Source organism: Spirosoma sp. KUDC1026 (assembly GCF_013375035.1).
In the GTDB taxonomy this organism is placed as follows: Bacteria; Bacteroidota; Bacteroidia; order Cytophagales; family Spirosomataceae; genus Spirosoma.
This window is the reverse complement of sequence record NZ_CP056032.1, coordinates 5,475,529-5,491,766: the sequence shown is the minus strand read 5'-3', so window position 1 is coordinate 5,491,766 and position 16,238 is coordinate 5,475,529. Positions and strand designations below refer to the sequence as shown.

At 51.7% G+C, this 16,238-nt stretch carries 20 protein-coding genes; 8 read left to right on the top strand and 12 right to left on the bottom strand.

Annotated elements, in window-relative coordinates; all coding sequences use genetic code 11:
- Nucleotides 1-40: 40 nt before the first annotated feature.
- The 5 genes from sufB to HU175_RS23135 form a co-directional block, all read right to left on the bottom strand.
- Complete coding sequence (gene sufB / locus HU175_RS23155; protein ID WP_176568833.1) at nt 41-1,534, bottom strand: Fe-S cluster assembly protein SufB; 1,494 nt, start codon at nt 1,532-1,534, stop codon at nt 41-43.
- A 205-nt stretch (nt 1,535-1,739) separates the two neighbouring features.
- Nucleotides 1,740-2,450, bottom strand: coding sequence for a hypothetical protein (locus HU175_RS23150; protein WP_176568832.1), 711 nt, complete (start codon nt 2,448-2,450; stop codon nt 1,740-1,742).
- A 75-nt stretch (nt 2,451-2,525) separates the two neighbouring features.
- Nucleotides 2,526-2,915, bottom strand: coding sequence for a DoxX family membrane protein (locus HU175_RS23145; protein WP_176568831.1), 390 nt, complete (start codon nt 2,913-2,915; stop codon nt 2,526-2,528).
- Between the two features lie 66 nt (nt 2,916-2,981).
- Complete coding sequence (locus tag HU175_RS23140; protein ID WP_176568830.1) at nt 2,982-3,236, bottom strand: hypothetical protein; 255 nt, start codon at nt 3,234-3,236, stop codon at nt 2,982-2,984.
- Nucleotides 3,237-3,259: 23 nt separating this feature from the next.
- Nucleotides 3,260-3,523: a hypothetical protein gene (locus tag HU175_RS23135; protein ID WP_176568829.1), complete on the bottom strand. Its 264-nt coding sequence runs from the start codon at nt 3,521-3,523 to the stop codon at nt 3,260-3,262.
- An 88-nt stretch (nt 3,524-3,611) separates the two neighbouring features.
- Here HU175_RS23135 and HU175_RS23130 point away from each other — a divergent pair, with 88 nt between their 5' ends.
- Nucleotides 3,612-4,424 carry an alpha/beta fold hydrolase gene (locus HU175_RS23130; protein ID WP_176568828.1) on the top strand — a complete coding sequence of 271 codons (813 nt, stop codon included), beginning with the start codon at nt 3,612-3,614 and terminating at the stop codon, nt 4,422-4,424.
- A gap of 15 nt (nt 4,425-4,439) precedes the next feature.
- Here HU175_RS23130 and HU175_RS23125 read toward each other — a convergent pair whose 3' ends face one another.
- The 3 genes from HU175_RS23125 to HU175_RS23115 form a co-directional block, all read right to left on the bottom strand.
- On the bottom strand, nt 4,440-4,784 hold the full coding sequence (locus HU175_RS23125) for a hypothetical protein (protein ID WP_176568827.1): 345 nt from the start codon (nt 4,782-4,784) through the stop codon (nt 4,440-4,442).
- A gap of 256 nt (nt 4,785-5,040) precedes the next feature.
- Nucleotides 5,041-5,541, bottom strand: coding sequence for a GbsR/MarR family transcriptional regulator (locus HU175_RS23120; protein WP_176568826.1), 501 nt, complete (start codon nt 5,539-5,541; stop codon nt 5,041-5,043).
- An 82-nt stretch (nt 5,542-5,623) separates the two neighbouring features.
- Nucleotides 5,624-6,268: a peptidoglycan DD-metalloendopeptidase family protein gene (locus tag HU175_RS23115; RefSeq protein WP_176568825.1), complete on the bottom strand. Its 645-nt coding sequence runs from the start codon at nt 6,266-6,268 to the stop codon at nt 5,624-5,626.
- A gap of 121 nt (nt 6,269-6,389) precedes the next feature.
- On the opposite strand from HU175_RS23115, the gene HU175_RS23110 reads away from it, so the two are divergent.
- On the top strand, nt 6,390-7,886 hold the full coding sequence (locus HU175_RS23110) for a peptide MFS transporter (RefSeq protein WP_176568824.1): 1,497 nt from the start codon (nt 6,390-6,392) through the stop codon (nt 7,884-7,886).
- Between the two features lie 3 nt (nt 7,887-7,889).
- The gene (locus HU175_RS23105) at nt 7,890-8,798 is read left to right on the top strand and encodes an Rpn family recombination-promoting nuclease/putative transposase (protein WP_176568823.1); all 909 of its coding nucleotides are present in this window, start codon (nt 7,890-7,892) and stop codon (nt 8,796-8,798) included.
- A gap of 4 nt (nt 8,799-8,802) precedes the next feature.
- On the opposite strand, the gene HU175_RS23100 is transcribed toward HU175_RS23105, so the two are convergent.
- From HU175_RS23100 to HU175_RS23090, 3 genes are all read right to left on the bottom strand, one after another.
- Nucleotides 8,803-9,138: a translation initiation factor gene (locus HU175_RS23100; protein WP_176568822.1), complete on the bottom strand. Its 336-nt coding sequence runs from the start codon at nt 9,136-9,138 to the stop codon at nt 8,803-8,805.
- Between the two features lie 76 nt (nt 9,139-9,214).
- On the bottom strand, nt 9,215-9,997 hold the full coding sequence (locus tag HU175_RS23095) for a LytR/AlgR family response regulator transcription factor (protein WP_176568821.1): 783 nt from the start codon (nt 9,995-9,997) through the stop codon (nt 9,215-9,217).
- A gap of 12 nt (nt 9,998-10,009) precedes the next feature.
- Nucleotides 10,010-11,485: a histidine kinase gene (locus HU175_RS23090; RefSeq protein WP_176568820.1), complete on the bottom strand. Its 1,476-nt coding sequence runs from the start codon at nt 11,483-11,485 to the stop codon at nt 10,010-10,012.
- Between the two features lie 308 nt (nt 11,486-11,793).
- Here HU175_RS23090 and HU175_RS23085 point away from each other — a divergent pair, with 308 nt between their 5' ends.
- Together HU175_RS23085 and HU175_RS23080 are read left to right on the top strand one after the other, a co-directional pair.
- A complete protein-coding gene (locus tag HU175_RS23085) occupies nt 11,794-12,375 on the top strand; it encodes a lactate utilization protein C (protein ID WP_176568819.1) in 582 nt (193 codons plus the stop codon).
- A gap of 64 nt (nt 12,376-12,439) precedes the next feature.
- On the top strand, nt 12,440-12,979 hold the full coding sequence (locus HU175_RS23080; RefSeq protein WP_176568818.1) for a hypothetical protein: 540 nt from the start codon (nt 12,440-12,442) through the stop codon (nt 12,977-12,979).
- Between the two features lie 13 nt (nt 12,980-12,992).
- Here HU175_RS23080 and HU175_RS23075 read toward each other — a convergent pair whose 3' ends face one another.
- Complete coding sequence (locus HU175_RS23075; protein ID WP_176568817.1) at nt 12,993-13,466, bottom strand: anthrone oxygenase family protein; 474 nt, start codon at nt 13,464-13,466, stop codon at nt 12,993-12,995.
- Nucleotides 13,467-13,727: 261 nt separating this feature from the next.
- Between HU175_RS23075 and HU175_RS23070 the strand changes: the two genes are divergently transcribed.
- From HU175_RS23070 to HU175_RS23060, 3 genes are all read left to right on the top strand, one after another.
- Nucleotides 13,728-14,276, top strand: coding sequence for a GNAT family N-acetyltransferase (locus tag HU175_RS23070; protein ID WP_228724254.1), 549 nt, complete (start codon nt 13,728-13,730; stop codon nt 14,274-14,276).
- Between the two features lie 102 nt (nt 14,277-14,378).
- A complete protein-coding gene (gene cmk / locus HU175_RS23065) occupies nt 14,379-15,095 on the top strand; it encodes a (d)CMP kinase (protein ID WP_176568816.1) in 717 nt (238 codons plus the stop codon).
- Complete coding sequence (locus HU175_RS23060) at nt 15,092-16,144, top strand: NAD(P)/FAD-dependent oxidoreductase (RefSeq protein ID WP_176568815.1); 1,053 nt, start codon at nt 15,092-15,094, stop codon at nt 16,142-16,144. Before cmk ends, HU175_RS23060 begins: the two co-directional genes overlap by 4 nt.
- Nucleotides 16,145-16,238: the final 94 nt, after the last annotated feature.

Here is a 16,238-nt window from a genome sequence, read left to right as displayed (position 1 = left end):
GACGGACAGGGGCTATGTAGGTAATCTAGTTCGAATCGAATTAACCAACTGAGCCTTCCAGGCTAATTGCCAGCAGTTTTTGAGCCTCAACGGCGAACTCCATGGGAAGCTGGTTCAAGACTTCTTTCGCGTATCCGTTGATGATGAGGGCGACCGCCTGCTCAGTTGGGATACCGCGCTGATTGCAGTAGAACAGCTGGTCTTCGCCGATTTTCGACGTAGTAGCTTCGTGTTCAACCGTAGCCGATGGGTTGTTAACTTCCAGATACGGGAAGGTGTGCGCTCCGCACTTATCGCCCAGCAGCAGCGAGTCGCACTGCGAGTAGTTCCGGGCGTTTTCGGCGCGCTTCAACACCTGAACCAGACCCCGGTACGAGTTCTGGCTCTTACCCGCCGAAATACCTTTCGATACGATCCGGCTTTTCGTGTTTTTGCCGATGTGTACCATCTTGGTACCCGTATCGGCCTGTTGCATGTTGTTGGTGACAGCAACCGAATAAAACTCGCCAATCGAGTTGTCACCTTTCAGAATAACCGATGGGTATTTCCAGGTAATCGATGAACCCGTTTCTACCTGCGTCCACGAAATCTTGGCGTTCGGACCGTCGCAGATGCCTCGCTTGGTTACGAAGTTATAAATGCCACCCACGCCGTCTTTGTCGCCCGGGTACCAGTTCTGAACGGTCGAGTATTTGATTTCGGCGTCCGCGTGCGCTACTAGCTCAACAACGGCCGCATGGAGCTGATTTTCGTCACGCATCGGTGCCGTACAGCCTTCCAGATAGCTTACGTACGACCCTTCGTCGGCGATGATCAGCGTCCGTTCGAACTGCCCGGTTCCGGCGGCATTGATCCGGAAATAAGTCGACAACTCCATTGGGCAGCGAACGCCTTTCGGAATGTAGCAGAACGAACCGTCGGTAAAGACAGCCGCGTTCAGCGCAGCGAAATAGTTGTCTTTCGCCGGCACGACTGATCCCAGGTATTTCTTCACCAGCTCAGGATGCTCGTGAACGGCTTCTGAGATCGAGCAGAAGATAATGCCCCGCTCGGCCAGATCTTTCTTAAACGTAGTCGCTACCGAAACAGAGTCCATAACGGCATCGACAGCAACTTGTGGCCGCTCGCCCATAGACGTATCGCCGATCGTTGGATCAACGACACCCGCCAGTCGTTTCTGCTCGCTCAGCGAAATGCCGAGCCGGTTGAACGTATCCAGCAGTTCGGGGTCAATCTCGTCGAGCGAGTTGACGGTTTTCTTCTGTTTAGGAGCCGAATAGTATTTAATCGCCTGGTAGTCAATCTTAGGATATTTGACGTTTGGCCAGTGCGGTTCGGTCATTTCCTGCCACATTCGGTAAGCCTTCAGGCGGTTTTCAAGCAGCCATTCGGGTTCGTTCTTTTTGGCAGAAATAAACCGGATAATATCTTCATCCAAACCCACCGGAGCCTCGTCGGCCTCAATCAGGGTTTCGAATCCGTATTTATACTCGGAATTGGTTATACTTTCTAAAATCTCAACGTCCTTGCTCATAGTCAGTTGGTCGCGTGGTTAATTGCGCCGATGCAGTACTGTTTTAACAATTGGCCAGGTAGGTACGTTCCGGGCAGTCTGGACAAATATCGTAAACTTTCGCCTATTCCGTCTATCGACGGGGCGTCTGCGCTAGTTTAGAGCGATTACAAAAAACGCCATCACGGTTGGGTGATGGCGCTGGAGGATGTGAGCGTAAGAAGGGCTAACGGGCCGTTACGTTGATTTTGCTGTAGTAGAGCGTAGTGAGCCCTTCAAAGCCGGAGTCGGTGCCAACAATCAGCCAGAGTTCACCGTTGGCATTGGTTCGAACGGTAATTGGTGCGTTGGCATTGGTGCGGGTAATGAGTTGATACCCTTCGGTATCGTTGCCTGTGCCGACGTTGCCCAGCAGCGTCAGATTTTCACCATCCTGCAACTGATTACCCTTATCGACGTTTTCCAGTGTGTACTGACCATCTTGCAGAACCTTTTTAGGTTCGAACGAAACCCCACCGGCTTTTAGATAGACACTGCCGCCCGGCGATCCGCCAATACCAATGGAATTGCTGGGATACTGGGACGCCAGTTCAATATCGAAGATGAGGGAGTAACTGGTATTTGGTAAAAGTCCCGACAGTTTTTTGGTCACGTACATAAACGCATCATCGCTGCGGTTCATGCTGCTGAGCATCAACGACTGGCGCGTCGTGTCGAGTGGGGCCGGTAATTTGCTACGCCCAAATTTGAACTCCATAATGCTGTCCTGCGCGGTGCTGTAATCAACGATGTCAGCTGTCCAGCTATCGGTGCCTGTCTGAAAATAGGATTCATACGGCAGGTCGGACGGAACTACTGCATCGTCGGGCGTATTACAGGCGGAAAGGAAAAATAAACTACTTGCCAGAGCGGCTGCTTGAAACAACGTTGACTTCATTACGTACTAAATTGGTTTGTTCTGATGACCCTGCCGGATAACCATTCGTTGGAATCAGAACGAAAATTTGTTGATTTAACGGTTCCTTTCTACTGGCTCCAGTCCGCGTAGCGCCAGATAAAAAGCGATGAGGTAAATCATCTGCGTAGCGGCACCAGCCCAGTCCTGTTTGAGGGTCGTTCCGAAAAGCAACGCGCTGATGATCAAACCACCCAAGAAATAGCCCCACTTGATTGTCCGACCACCCAGCAGAATCAGGAGGCCCGTTGCGATCTCAATGAAAGGAAGGGCAAATAAAAAGCCGCGCGTTATAGCCGCGGGGAGAATCGTTTCGGCAAAGCCGGGAGCCATTTTGGCCACAAAGCCATTCAGCTTAGGAAGGCGGGTAAGGCCGTGCATCAGCATGTTGATACCGATGCCGAGACGAATGACGAGCTGGGCTAATTGATTAGGCGAGAAATTCATGGTAAACGTAAAATGCAGGTTGAAACACTCAGTCCTGCATTTTACGCATCGTTTCAGACAAAACGACTAATTCCCGTCTATTTCTACATCGCTGTTCGCTACGTCCTCCTCAGCTAGTTCGTCGTCGTTGATACCCGTATCGGGCGTATCGGAGTCATTGACCTCTTCCTTAATCGGCTCTGGTCCCTGCGCGGTTACAGGGCTCATGTTCTCAACCTGCGCCACGCCCGGACTGGCTTCTTCACCCTGTGCCAGCAGTTGAGCGACACCCTGGTTGTCGTCGTCGGCCGGGTTATATTCGTTCTTATTAACTGGATTCATGCCATCGTTGGTTTATAAGTTCGTTAAACACTTCCTGAACGGGTTACGTGGCCGCCGAGGGCGTAGTTGTCGTCCTGGTGATGATCGTGTTCGCCGGTGGGGTCGCCGTCTTCATCAGTCGGCTCGTCGGTCTGTTCACGTTCTTCGTCTTTATCGTTGATCAGGTCGCCCTCATCGTCAATGGCGGCACCGCTCTGGTTGCGAAACGTATTGGGATAAAGATGGGAAAGGCGCGATTGTGCTGGCGTTGCGTTGTCTATAGTCGGAAAATCGAGTACTGCCTCCATAACGTTACGATTTAGTTTGTAGCTAAATTAACTCGCCGAACTGGCTAAAAGTTAAAGACATTCCTGTACCTTACCTTTTTCGATTCGCATGAGCTTTTTCAGAAAAATACTTCTCGTCATGGCCTCGGTGCTAGGGTCCCTACCGGGGCACGCGCAGGCCAACCGGGACCCCTTGTTCGTCTCATTTGACAAGACGAAGATTCACTATGATGTAGTCGGGGAAGGGCAACCCGTTGTCCTGCTGCACGGGTTTCTCAACACGGGCGAGACCTGGAAACGGTCTCCACTGCGACAGGCTCTGGTCGATGCGGGTTTCAAAGTCGTTACGCTTGACCTACGTGGAAATGGGCTGTCAGACAAACCCCACTCGGCAGAAGCGTACCAGGACAACGCCGAGCTAAAGGACGTAACAGCCCTGATGAAACACCTCGGACTGACGCAATACGACGTAGTAGGCTACTCCCGGGGGGCTATCCTAACTGCCCGAATGCTGACGCTGGATAAACGGATTCGCCGGGCAGTGATGGGTGGCGTCAATGCCGACTTTACCGATCCTAACTGGCCGCGACGTAAAGCATTTCAGGAAGTTTTCACGGATTCCAGCACCCATCCGGAGTTTAAAGGTGCGGTGCGTTACGCCCAAAAAATAGGTGCTGATCTGACGGCTATGGCCCGGTTGCAGGAATTTCAACCGTCGACCCCGTTAACGGCTCTGGCGCGGGTACGTGTTCCGGTGCTGGTGGTTAACGGAAAAGAGGACGCTGATAATCCGAAGCCGGAAGTTCTGGTCAACGCGATACCCGGCGCCAAACTGGTCATCGTTCCCGGCGATCACGGTGGTGCCATGCACAGACCGGAGTTCGCAAAAGCTGTGGTTGAGTTCCTGACAAGCAAGCGCTGATTGGGACGCTGAGCGTCAGACATAGTCGGAGTAGCGCCTGAATACCATGAATCCACTTAGACTGTTCGCCACCAGACTAATGGACGGATAGAAAATCCACAAAGCAAAATTGGACGCACTGGCACCGAGAGAGAAAAAAACGCCCACGAAGGTGTTGTACAGGATTAGCCAGATTGCCAGAGCCGTCAAATGACCAAGGAACCAGCCAATGCTAGTATCAATGGTGTTTTCGTCGCTCATAGACGAGATAAAGATGGTATTAATGAGTTGACAGACGTAATAGGCAATCACGCCATCAACGATGCCACCGGGAATAGAATAGTCTATGTGTGGTCCCCATTTTACCCAGGCGGTCATCATGAAGGGTATGGTTGCAAGCCAGATTTTGGGGCGAGTGAAAGCAGATTGCGCTCGAAAAAACAAGTAATAGGATACAGTTACGAAAACCGGAAACGTAATAATTGCGGACAAACCTGTCATACAACTGGCCCAGTGAGCAACTACGGGGGCAAAGACCCAATACTGATAGGGACGTTTGTCTTCGGACGAAATTTCAAAATAGTTTTCCATAATTATGAACTTTCAGAAATTATTGAAATGTAAAAACAAAAAATAATCACTTAAAAACTTTCATAAATTGACTCATTAGCCAGTTTTCTTCAGCCTTAATAACGGCATTCAGCGTGGAATCAGCAAAACCAACAACGTTACTTAGACCCGTCATAACCCGCTGAAATTCCTGCGCTTCGGGGGTGTTAGTAGGTATAGACTTCAGCTCGTTCAGCACCTCGACAACAGGAGTGATTTCCCGGCGACGGCGCTCCTTCGCCACTTGCCGGGCTACTTTCCAGATGTCTTTTTCCGCCCAGAAAAACTCTTTCCGTTCACCAGGTTTGAGTTGCTTAAAGATCAGTCCCCAGTCCATGAGATCCCGTAGCGTCATACTGGCGTTCCCCCGCGAAATTTGAAGTTGCTCCATGATTTCTTCAATGCTGAGGGGAGTCGGGGCAATCAGCAACAGCGCGTGTAACTGCGCCATCGAACGGCTGATACCCCATTGCGTGGCCAGCGTACCCCAGGTATGAATGAATGTATCTTTCGCTTCCTCAAATGTCATGGAACAAACGTAATTCTTTCTTTTCAAACTTTCAAAATATTTTGAAAGTTTGAAAAGAAAATTGTTTTGCAACAAAGACGGTTTAGGGTAGCCCTGGAATGGAGAGCAGTACGTTTGGGTTGGGGCAGATAGCCAGAAATCGCTCCCGGTCAGCTACCGAGCAAACGCCGGGAAAGTCACCTTTGCGACCCAGCATATCGGTCATGAGCTGAAAGTGTAGATGCGGTGGCCAGTCGCCGTTTTCGGGGTAGGGGCCAACCTCAGCTATTTTCTCTCCAGTCCTGACAGACCTGCCTTCGTATAGACCATTCAGCGATTGTCGCGTCAGGTGACCGTACAGACTGTACAGCGGTCTACCGTCGACCTCATGTTCCAGAATAATTGTTGGTCCGTAGTCGCCGAACCCGGTATTATCCTGAAAGCTATGAACGACGCCGTCCAGCGGAGCAAAAACGGGCGTACCGGCTTCAATCCAGAGATCAATCCCCAGGTGGATTTCGCGGGGTTCGGCCGGTTCCTGCTGGAAATGCGGACTACGTCGGTAAATGACCCGGTGCTCATTATAACCGCCCACACCAACCACTGCCTGGGCCGCTTTTAATTTGCTGAATACGTAATCCGTGAATGACGCCGTGTCGGTCAGGGCCAGGGTAGACAGCTCAGGATTGGTGGCTGAGAAATCAAGAAACAGCAAACGATCTTTTTGAAAATCAACGGGTAAGAGCATACAGGACTACGGTTGGCAGCGCAAGTTAGTTGCCGGTTTCGACCGGCGTCGGTATATTTACAACTATTTTGTTTGTCTATACTCTACTTTATTTCGTCAACCGACCACTTAACCGATACCCATGGAAGCTACGATTGATAAACCCAGTACCCGTTCCGGCCACCCGACAGGCCTGTATGTCCTGTTTTTCACCGAGATGTGGGAACGTTTCAGCTACTACGGTATGCGGGCTATTCTGCTGCTGTTTCTGATCGATAACGTTCGGGGCGGAATGGGCCTGACAACCAGCGAGGGGGCGGCCATCTACGGTATTTATACAGCTTCGGTTTACCTGCTTTCGCTGCCGGGGGGCTGGATTGCCGACAACCTGCTGGGACAGCGTAAATCCATCTGGTATGGCGGGCTGATCATCATGCTGGGGCACATTATTCTGGCTTTCCCATCCGACAAAGCCATTTTCTACCTCGGGCTCGCTGTGGTAGCGATGGGTACCGGGCTGCTGAAACCAAACATCAGTACCATCGTTGGCGAACTGTATCCCGAAGGGGGAGCGCGCCGGGATGCGGGCTTTTCGATCTTCTACATGGGCATCAACCTGGGCTCGTTACTGGGTATTACCATTGTTGGGTATCTGGGCCAGAAAGTCGGCTGGCATTACGGCTTCGGCGCAGCTGCGGTGGGGATGGGATTAGGAATGATCACATTCCGTACGCTGGGACAACGGTATTTAAGCCAGCACGGGAACGAGCCTCGAAAAGCCGAAACCAGCGAGGCTACAACATCCGGCGGCAGCAAAGCTCTGATTGGATTTATGGGCGCTGTCGTGGCCATACTCGTGGCACTCCAACTGACCGGCGTTCTTGACCTGACAACGGCACAGGGCCTGGCGCAGGCAATGGGAGCTATTATTTCGCTGACGGCGCTGGGCTATTTTGCCTACATTCTCTTGGCAGGCGGTCTGGATACGGTCGAGACAAAACGAGTCTCCGTCCTGTTCATTTTCTTCCTGGCTGCGGCTGTGTACTGGGCTGGCAATGAACAGCAGGGCTCATCGCTGCAAATCTTTGCGGATCGGCATACTGATCTGACGTTCTTCGGCTGGCAGATTCCATCCAGCTGGTTTCAGAACCTGAATTCGGGTTTTATTCTGCTGTTTTCACCGGTGCTGGCCGGCCTGTGGATTTTTCTGGCGAACCGAAATATCAATTATTCTGTGCCCGCTAAAATGGCAACGAGCCTGTTGCTGCTGGGTATGGCCTATGTCGTGATGATCTTTGCGTCTGAACAGGCAATTACCGGGGTTCGTACGTCGCCCTTGTATTTAGGGTTCACTTATTTACTCTTTACCCTTGGCGAACTGTTTCTAAGCCCGGTAGGATTGAGTTCGTTTACCAAATTAGCTCCCAAACGCTACGCCAGTCAATTGATGGGGATCTGGTTCGTAGGGTCATCGCTGGGTAACCTGGTTGCCGGGTTGTTTGCGGGTGGTTTTGACGAAGAAAACGTAGCACAGATGCCTTCGTTGTTTCAGAGTGTAGCGATCTTCTCGCTCGGGGCTGGTGTTCTGCTGCTGCTGTTTGTCAAGCCACTACGGAAGTGGATGGGTGGCATTCAATAGGCCATGAATAATCCGCACGACAAACTGTTCAAAGCCACTTTCTCGCATCCGGAGGTGGTTGCCTCGCTCATCGAGGACCTGTTTCCGTCGGAACTGAGCAGGCATCTTCAGCTAGATTCTCTGGTGTTGACAACGAACTCATATATCGACGATGAGCTGAATGAGCACTTTGCGGATCTGGTCTATGACTGTGCGTTTGATGACGGCATAACCATTCAGATCGCGCTGTTGCTGGAACACAAGAGTTACGTCGTTGCCGAACCACATCTGCAGTTGTTACGGTATTTAGGCAACCGCTGGCAGCAGGACAGTGAACACCGTCGCAAATTGACGCCTATCATTCCAGTGATCATTTATCACGGAACGGATGCATGGCAACAGCAACCATTCGCTTCGTCTCTGGTCGGAACGAACAGTCTGCTACAAACCTTCTTCCCGGAATTTGATTATGTTCTTATCAATCTGACTGCCCTGAAAGAAGAGCAGATTTTCGCTTTTCGGAATCGCTTCTTAGCGCTGTCGGCTGCGTTAATGAAACACCGGCAGGACAAGCGTTTTGATGAGTACGTTCGTCAGAACATTCGCCCATTGATGCAGGGGCTGGCGGATAATGAACTGGCTGGAGTTGTTATCCCGACGTTTCTGTATTTACTGGAAACAACCCGCTTGACCGGAGACGATATTGTTCTTATTTTTAGTACCGTATCCAAACAAACTGAAGAGGCCGCTATGAATGGAATTGAGAAACTGCATCAGGAAGGCTGGCTTAAAGGCCACGCAGAAACCGCTCGTAAGTTCATCAAAGGAGCGCTGAAGCTGGGTATGGACGCTAAAACCATCGCTGATACGTTCGAAATGGATATTGCTGAAGTATCGGCCATCATTGAGAAGATCCGTCAGGAAAAGGCCTGAACGATCAACCTCCTGCCTTTTTCGCTTTATAGCCTTTGCCGGTGAGCCACGTCAGTACTTTATCGCGGTGGTCGCCCTGGATTAGAATTTCGTTGTCTTTTACTGAGCCGCCTGCCCCACAGGCGGCTTTTAGTTGCTTGCCTAAATCGGCTAGATCAGCGTCGGTGCCGATGAACTCCCGAACCGCCGTAACAACTTTGTTCCCGCCGAGCTTGACGAGCCAGATCTTTAGGTTCTGCTGCACCGGAGCCAGCGTTTCAGCCTGGGGTGCATCGTCGGACTGGTAGTTGAAATCGGGATCGGTCGAGTAGACAATACCGGTGAATTTTTTCTTGCTCATCGCCGTAACGTTTTCGGCAAAAATACACGCTTTCCTCAAATCAGTAGTGGGCTGTCAATCGGTATGCTACTCGCGATCAGAGTTCGAGGAGCTGCCGAACCGTATCGACATAGGTGCTGCCGGTAGTCAGGCGGGTGGTTTTCTTATCGGTCATGACCAGTTGAAATTTTCCGTCGAAATGCTTATGGACTTCGCTGATTTTGTGCCGATTGACCATGATGGATCGACTGACGCGCACGAACGTATCGGGGAGCTTTTCGGCCAGTGTGGTCAGTGTATAGTTCGTCAGGAATTTCTGACCGTCCAGCGTTGCGAGAAAAACATACTTGTCTTCGGCTTCAAAATAAGCAATGTCGGAGAGCGGAACCAGCCGGATTTTGTCGCCGGTTTTTACCGATATGGAGTAAATCTCTTTCTTGGGCTGCATCTGCGCGAGCAGCCGCATGACGTTTTCCGTCGAAACGGCCGTTCCGGTTGACGTGTGGTCATTACGTTCAACCAGCGTCCTGATCTTCTGCACCGTTCGAGTCAGGCGGTCGGCTTCGATAGGTTTGAGCAGGTAATCTACGGAGTTCTCCTCGAACGCCCGAATAGCGTACTGATCAAAGGCAGTAGCAAAAACGACCAACGGCATAGTCGTTAGGCGTGATAGCATCTCGAACCCATTCAGCAGTGGCATTTCAATATCCAGGAAAATCAGATCAGGTTGCCGGGCCTCCACAAGCGTCAGACCTTCGGCGCCGTTCGCGGCCTCGCCAACAATGGCAAAGGTGTCGGAATGTTTCGCCAGCAGGCGCCGTAACCGGCTAATGGCCAACGGTTCATCGTCAATGAGGATTGTTTTTAGTGGGAATTGCATAATGTAAGTTCGCTAAACTGCGGTAAAGGAAGCTGAGGTAGTTGCGCGCACCTTATTCATACGAATCGACAGGAGTACCTGCTTGATGGGCCAGTTCTGAAGCTCGACCCGAGCGTCATCGCCGTATAGCAACTTCAGCTTGTCCTGAATGCTACGCAGGCCATAGCCACCACCCATATCGTCGGGAAAGGCGGGTCCGTTATCGTGGACGCACAGGTGTAACTCCTCTTTTTTTTCGTAAATCCGGACATCGATACGGCCGGCATCGGCTCGTTTAGCTATACCGTGTTTGATGGCGTTCTCGACGATAGGCTGGAGCAGAAACTGCGGTAGTTTCAGATCGTTCAACGCCGGATCGCTGACTTCGACGCTGAACACCAGCCGGCTACTAAAGCGAACCTGCTCAACCTGGAGGTACGTTCTGACCATTTCCAGCTCGTCGGTCAGCGAAGCAAATAGCTCCCCGTTACGTCCAGTTGAATAGCGAAAAAGCTTCGACAGCAGGAGGGTCATTTCCTCGGCTTTGTCCGGATCTTCGTGCACCAGGCTGGCAATGCTGTTGAGGGAATTATACAGAAAGTGCGGGTTGATTTTGGCCTGCAGTGCATCCAGTTCTGCCCTGGTTTTTAGCTTCTCCAGATTAAGCAGCTGGAATTCCTGTTCCGATAGTTTGCGGGTAAGCTGACGCCCCTGTTGCAGTACGTACAAAAAAACATTGGCAACCAGAATGTTGCCTAGCGCATAAATGGGCCAGGGCGCATCAGCATCAAAATAATCCGGTCGAAGGGCAAGCTGATCAACGAACGTTTTGCCCAGGAAGAGAAACAGGATCGTGTTGATCACGAAAAAATTGAGCAGAACGGCTATACTGACGAGTACATGGCGTTTCCAAGCTTCCGGATACCGGCGGGTAAGCCAGCCAGATAATGACCAGGTAATCAAGAAACAGAGTATACCATCAATGCAGTTCTGGACAATAATATACCGATATAATCCCGCAATGGTGCGGTCCTGGGCCCTCAGGATCAGGTTCGTAAAGTAGATGATGCCGCTGCATCCATATACCAGTAAAGCACCAAGCAACGCACCGATGAGCGTACCCCAGCCGGGCTTTTGCAGAATGGTAGTCAACGTAATGGGCTCAGGCCGAATGGGTCTTTCCGGCTTGTAGGCACTACGGCCCGAAAAATTGAATCTGGCTCCTTCGACATTGGCACCGTCCAGGTTTACGTTTTGTAAACCGGAAAAGCTAAAATTGGCTTCGTACAGATCGGCGTCAGTAAAATCGGCTCCTTTCAATTCCGAGAAACTCAGATTGGCTTCCCGTAGAATAGCCCCCCGGAAATTGGCTCGCGACAGGTTGGAAAAACTCAGATCGGCCTTGGTTAAGTCAAGCCCGCTGAAATCAAAGTCAGACAGGTCGGAAGCCCGCATACTGACTCGCCGACCGTTGCGGCCCATGGTACCAATTAATTGTTCGCGCGTCATGAATTTGTAACGGAATCAGACTGTTAGCTACCCGCAGCCGGATGCCTCAGATGAGGTACGCATTCGGTACGTTGGCAGCGCACGGGCCAGCAGAGTTAAATATAGTGTTTTTCCGGACGTTGGCTGGTAATAGCCCCTACGTTGTCAGCCGTCCGATTTTTGATCCGACAGCTATGAGGTAAAACTAGTGACGATACGGCCCGGAAATGCGCCTTTTCTGACCAACTTCCCAAAACGGGGGGTGAACCAGTGGCAGGTTAGGATGAAGTTATTTTGTAGTATTGACCCGTCAAACGAAATGCACGTATATGAGCAGCCGCGATCAGATTCTCAGCCGGGCCCGGCAAAACAAACCCGACCTGTTGCCACTTCCGGAAGTACCTACCTTCGTTGACGAGACCGATGATCTGATTGACCGGTTTCAGAAAGCGCTGGCGTTCGTTGGCGGAACACAGCTCGACCTGGCCGATGGTATGTCATTGAGCGATCAGATCCGTCAGACGTTCCCTGATGCCAGACGGATTACTTCGTCGCTGGAATTGCCTGGTATTGAGCTGGTAGCGATTGATGCTAATACGGAGAAAACTGTGCTCGAACAGGTCGATCTGGCCATTCTGGCGGGCGCGTTTGCCGTGGCCGAGAATGCCGCCATCTGGCTGCCGGAAGCCAACATGATGAACCGGTCTCTGCCGTTCATTACGCAGCACCTAGTGCTGGTAGTGGCGAAAGACCAGCTTGTGCCCAATATGCACGTGGCTTACCAGCGTATCGACCGGGCGTCGCTTTCCTATGGTGTATTTATTGCGGGACCATCGAAAACCGCTGACATTGAGCAGTCGCTGGTGGTGGGTGCCCACGGCGCCCGGAGCCTGATGGTCGTGTTGGTATAGGCTAAAATACTGGGCTTAATTCATCGGCTCAGCATACAAATTTGTGCAAGTTACTATTATGAAAATGAAGCTCAGACAAGCAATTGGAATGGGTCTGGCCGTGGGCCTGATGGCCTGCAATCGTGCGGAAAAATCAGCCGATACGCCGACCGGAGCGCCCCTGTACATCAATACGGCCGTGCGCCCTTTTTCGGATGCCAAACTGGCTGATACGATGACTGTTTCCCTGAATGGAGAATCAATCCTGACGGGGCAAGTCTATCTGCAGATCAGAAATCATACGGGCAAGGACATCTACACCGCTACGTTTCCGGCAAGTAATCTGGTAACACACGCTGGTCCTGTTGACCCAAGTCAAGACGAGGAGGTGGTAACCAAACAGTTGAGAGCCTTTTTTCGTGATGAACATTTTTCATCGGCAACCGCTGTACCGCTGACATCGTCAACCCTACCCGATTCGTTAAAAACTGCCTGGAAGGCCGTGCAGGCTGATTCTGGCGCCGTGTGTTTTTCGTATCCGGCTGGCGGTACATCGGAAAACCGGATCGCCTATGCCAAACGTCTGGGAAAGGTAATCAACGTAGAAACTACCGCTGGTAAATAGCTTTCAGACGCGATTAAACCGACAGGGCTTCCAGGGTCAGTAACCAGGCTGTCAGGTTGAGCGCCAGACGGACGTAGTTCAGCCGAATCCATGCCTGAACTAGGCGACGGGGGTTGGCAATAGGCTGGACATCGGCCTTCTGAAACCGGATGGCCGTTGGAATAAAAAAGGTGAACGTACTTAGTCGTTCGACAAGCGTCAGTAACGTAGCGGCAAGCCACCAATCGTGTTTGGGCGGGGCCGACTGCCAAGCAACGACAAGGTTGGCCAGGGTAAGTAGCGTAAGCGGGCCGGTGCTGACAAACGCCCAGAAGCTGCGCCCCACGTCGGTTTGCCGCATAGCGTCTACATTGATGGAATAGCTCGACGTAGCTGTTTTGGGAAACCAGCGGGGCAGAATGATTTTTGTCTCATATAGCCCGGCGCCAAAGGCGGTACCCAGGTTGATGATAAACAGGAACAGCAGAAGATCTGGTACGTAGCTCATGAACAGACGGTAACTAAATCGGGGCAGGTTATAGCCTCAAACCTAGCCGCTTGAGTAACTCAGAACCCGAAAATGAGCGCAAATCCGACAGAAACGCGGACGAACAAAGTAAACCAGCTGATGAATTGACTTCCTGCAGAAGGGCTTGATGAGAGACTGGCTACCAAAGCAGACTGTTTCTGTTTTAGCTTGTTCTGGTATTCATCAACATTTAACCACGAATCAGGTTACTACTCTGACACCGTATCCATTACGCTTTCTTTGACAACTACGTTGATCACGTTCGCACTGTCTACTGGCCGACTCCGTCCCTGGCGTGAGGGCGACGAAGATTCGTTGTCCAGACACGCCAGCAACCGCCATATCTGGAATAATGTCCGCGATTTCTTTCCTTATCCCTATACCCCCCGCGACGCGCATTCCTGGGTACGATCCAACAAATCGTATCATCAGCCCACGAACTTTGCCATCGAAATAGAGGGACAGGCTGTTGGGAATGTCGGGTTCACCGTCAAGGACGACATCTATCGTTTCAACGCAGAGATTGGCTACTGGCTGAGCGAAGATTATTGGGGTCGGGGAATCATGAGTGAGGCTGTGCCCATCGTGACCCGGTATATTTTCGACCAGTTTCAGGTCAACCGGGTGTTTGCCTGCGTCCTGTCGGGCAATATGGGCTCAATGCATGTTCTACGGTCGGCGGGCTATCGGCACGAAGCGATTTTACGGCAGGCAGCCACCAAAAATAACCAGTATTTCGATGAACATATCTTCGCAATTCTCCGCGAGGAATGTACTGGCAATGAGTAAGATGCTGAAATTACCCGGAGGGTGATGCGTATGCATTAGCGGACCCTGGCCCATTTTGTGGTTATTTTGTCAAAAATTTGCCGCACTGGCGGACTAAATTTCATGCCCAAGATAGTTATTGCCATTGATGGCTATTCCAGCTGCGGTAAAAGTACAACCGCTAAGGCCGTGGCCGCCCGAATGGGATACGGTTACATCGACACCGGAGCCATGTACCGCGCCGTTAGCCTGTATTTTATTCGTGAACGGATCTCCCTGTCCAACCAGCGGGAAGTCCTGGCCGCTTTGGATGCTATTCATATTACGTTCAACCACAATAAACGCACGGGCCGGAACGAAACCTGCCTTAATGGGCTGAACGTCGAAGAAGAAATCCGGAAGATGTACATTTCTAATATCGTCAGCGAAGTAAGTGCCATTCCGGAAGTGCGCTGGGCAATGGTCGCGCAGCAGCAGAAAATGGGCCGTCGGCGGGGTGTTGTCATGGACGGTCGTGACATCGGCACGAAAGTATTTCCGGATGCGGAGGTGAAAGTCTTTATGACAGCCGATACGTACACCCGCGCCCGGCGTCGGCAGGAGGAACTGCTCGAAAAGGGGGAAATGGTTAACCTCGATGAAATTATTCAGAATCTGGAAAAGCGCGACAAGATCGATACGACCCGCACCGAAAGCCCGCTTGTTCAGGCGCCCGATGCCGAGTTGCTCGATACGTCGCATATGACTATTGAGGAACAGGTTGACTGGGTGATCGAACGAGCCGACCGCCGACTGGCCGAAATTCATCGGTTGTCGGGCAGCCAAACGAAGAAGGCATGAACGCCGATTTTCTCATCGTAGGACAGGGAATTGCCGGATCGGTACTGGCCTGGACGCTCGACCAGCGGGGCTGTTCCGTAATTCTGGCTGATGATCCGGGCCTGCCTTCGGCCTCAGCCGTGGCTGCGGGTATTGTTAACCCCCTGACGGGGCGAAAACTCGTCCGGACCTGGAATGCCGATGAGCTCTTCCCCTTTCTGCACCAGTTTTATCGCTCCATTGAGCAGCAGCTGGGCGTTCAGTTTTTTCATTCCAAAACCATTTATCGACCGTTTCGCTCCGACGACGAGCGGAAGACGTATCAGGAGCTCACGGCTGACCCGGCAGTACGTCCTTACGTGACGGAGTCGCCGGAAGATGCGTCTTACAGCCAGTGGATTAATAACCCGTTTGGCGGGCTGAGTGTTGCTCAGGCGGGTTGGGTGGATCTGAACGAATTCGTCCGGCTGATCAAAGGGTATTTCATTCAGAAAAATCAGTATTACGAAGGTCGCGTTGAGCAGACCGATCTGGTTGTTGGCGATACGTCGGCGGCCTGGAAAGGGATTACGTTCAACCGGGTTATTTTCTGCGACGGTGTGCAGGCGCAGCAGAATCCGTTATTCAACTGGCTGCCCTTCAATCCGGTAAAAGGCCAGATTCTGACGGCCCTGGTGGATGGCTATTCTATTCCCGACATTGTCAACCAGGGCGTGTTCATTCTCCCCGTCCGGCCCGGTCTGATCCGAATTGGCGCTACGTACAGCTGGCACGATCTTGACTGGGAAATCAGCGACGACGGACGAGAATACCTGGAAGCAAAGGTGCGGGCCGTCCTGAAAATTCCGTACGAAATTGTTAATCAGCAGGCGGGAATCCGGCCGTCGACCAAAGACCGTCGCCCCTTTGTCGGACTCCATAAGGGCAAGCCGGTAGCGGGTATTTTCGGGGGAATGGGCACCAAGGGTGTATCGCTGGCCCCGTACCTGGCCGAGCAGTTTGCCCGGCATTTACTGGACGGTGAAGAATTAGATTCGGAAGCGAATATTAGCCGTTGTGTTTCGTTATAGTATCGTTACGTAAATTACTGGCAATTTCGGGCTGAATTCGGGCAATACATTGCTGTTTTAAAGACTGAAAACCAGTCGGGCCGGCGAACCGGTC

Coding starts and splice junctions, on each gene's coding strand:
- sufB (WP_176568833.1), bottom strand. CDS start 1,534: ATGAGCAAGGACGTTGAGATTTTAGAAAGTATAACCAATTCCGAGTAT.
- HU175_RS23150 (WP_176568832.1), bottom strand. CDS start 2,450: ATGAAGTCAACGTTGTTTCAAGCAGCCGCTCTGGCAAGTAGTTTATTT.
- HU175_RS23145 (WP_176568831.1), bottom strand. CDS start 2,915: ATGAATTTCTCGCCTAATCAATTAGCCCAGCTCGTCATTCGTCTCGGC.
- HU175_RS23140 (WP_176568830.1), bottom strand. CDS start 3,236: ATGAATCCAGTTAATAAGAACGAATATAACCCGGCCGACGACGACAAC.
- HU175_RS23135 (WP_176568829.1), bottom strand. CDS start 3,523: ATGGAGGCAGTACTCGATTTTCCGACTATAGACAACGCAACGCCAGCA.
- HU175_RS23130 (WP_176568828.1), top strand. CDS start 3,612: ATGAGCTTTTTCAGAAAAATACTTCTCGTCATGGCCTCGGTGCTAGGG.
- HU175_RS23125 (WP_176568827.1), bottom strand. CDS start 4,784: ATGATGACCGCCTGGGTAAAATGGGGACCACACATAGACTATTCTATT.
- HU175_RS23120 (WP_176568826.1), bottom strand. CDS start 5,541: ATGACATTTGAGGAAGCGAAAGATACATTCATTCATACCTGGGGTACG.
- HU175_RS23115 (WP_176568825.1), bottom strand. CDS start 6,268: ATGCTCTTACCCGTTGATTTTCAAAAAGATCGTTTGCTGTTTCTTGAT.
- HU175_RS23110 (WP_176568824.1), top strand. CDS start 6,390: ATGGAAGCTACGATTGATAAACCCAGTACCCGTTCCGGCCACCCGACA.
- HU175_RS23105 (WP_176568823.1), top strand. CDS start 7,890: ATGAATAATCCGCACGACAAACTGTTCAAAGCCACTTTCTCGCATCCG.
- HU175_RS23100 (WP_176568822.1), bottom strand. CDS start 9,138: ATGAGCAAGAAAAAATTCACCGGTATTGTCTACTCGACCGATCCCGAT.
- HU175_RS23095 (WP_176568821.1), bottom strand. CDS start 9,997: ATGCAATTCCCACTAAAAACAATCCTCATTGACGATGAACCGTTGGCC.
- HU175_RS23090 (WP_176568820.1), bottom strand. CDS start 11,485: ATGACGCGCGAACAATTAATTGGTACCATGGGCCGCAACGGTCGGCGA.
- HU175_RS23085 (WP_176568819.1), top strand. CDS start 11,794: ATGAGCAGCCGCGATCAGATTCTCAGCCGGGCCCGGCAAAACAAACCC.
- HU175_RS23080 (WP_176568818.1), top strand. CDS start 12,440: ATGAAGCTCAGACAAGCAATTGGAATGGGTCTGGCCGTGGGCCTGATG.
- HU175_RS23075 (WP_176568817.1), bottom strand. CDS start 13,466: ATGAGCTACGTACCAGATCTTCTGCTGTTCCTGTTTATCATCAACCTG.
- cmk (WP_176568816.1), top strand. CDS start 14,379: ATGCCCAAGATAGTTATTGCCATTGATGGCTATTCCAGCTGCGGTAAA.
- HU175_RS23060 (WP_176568815.1), top strand. CDS start 15,092: ATGAACGCCGATTTTCTCATCGTAGGACAGGGAATTGCCGGATCGGTA.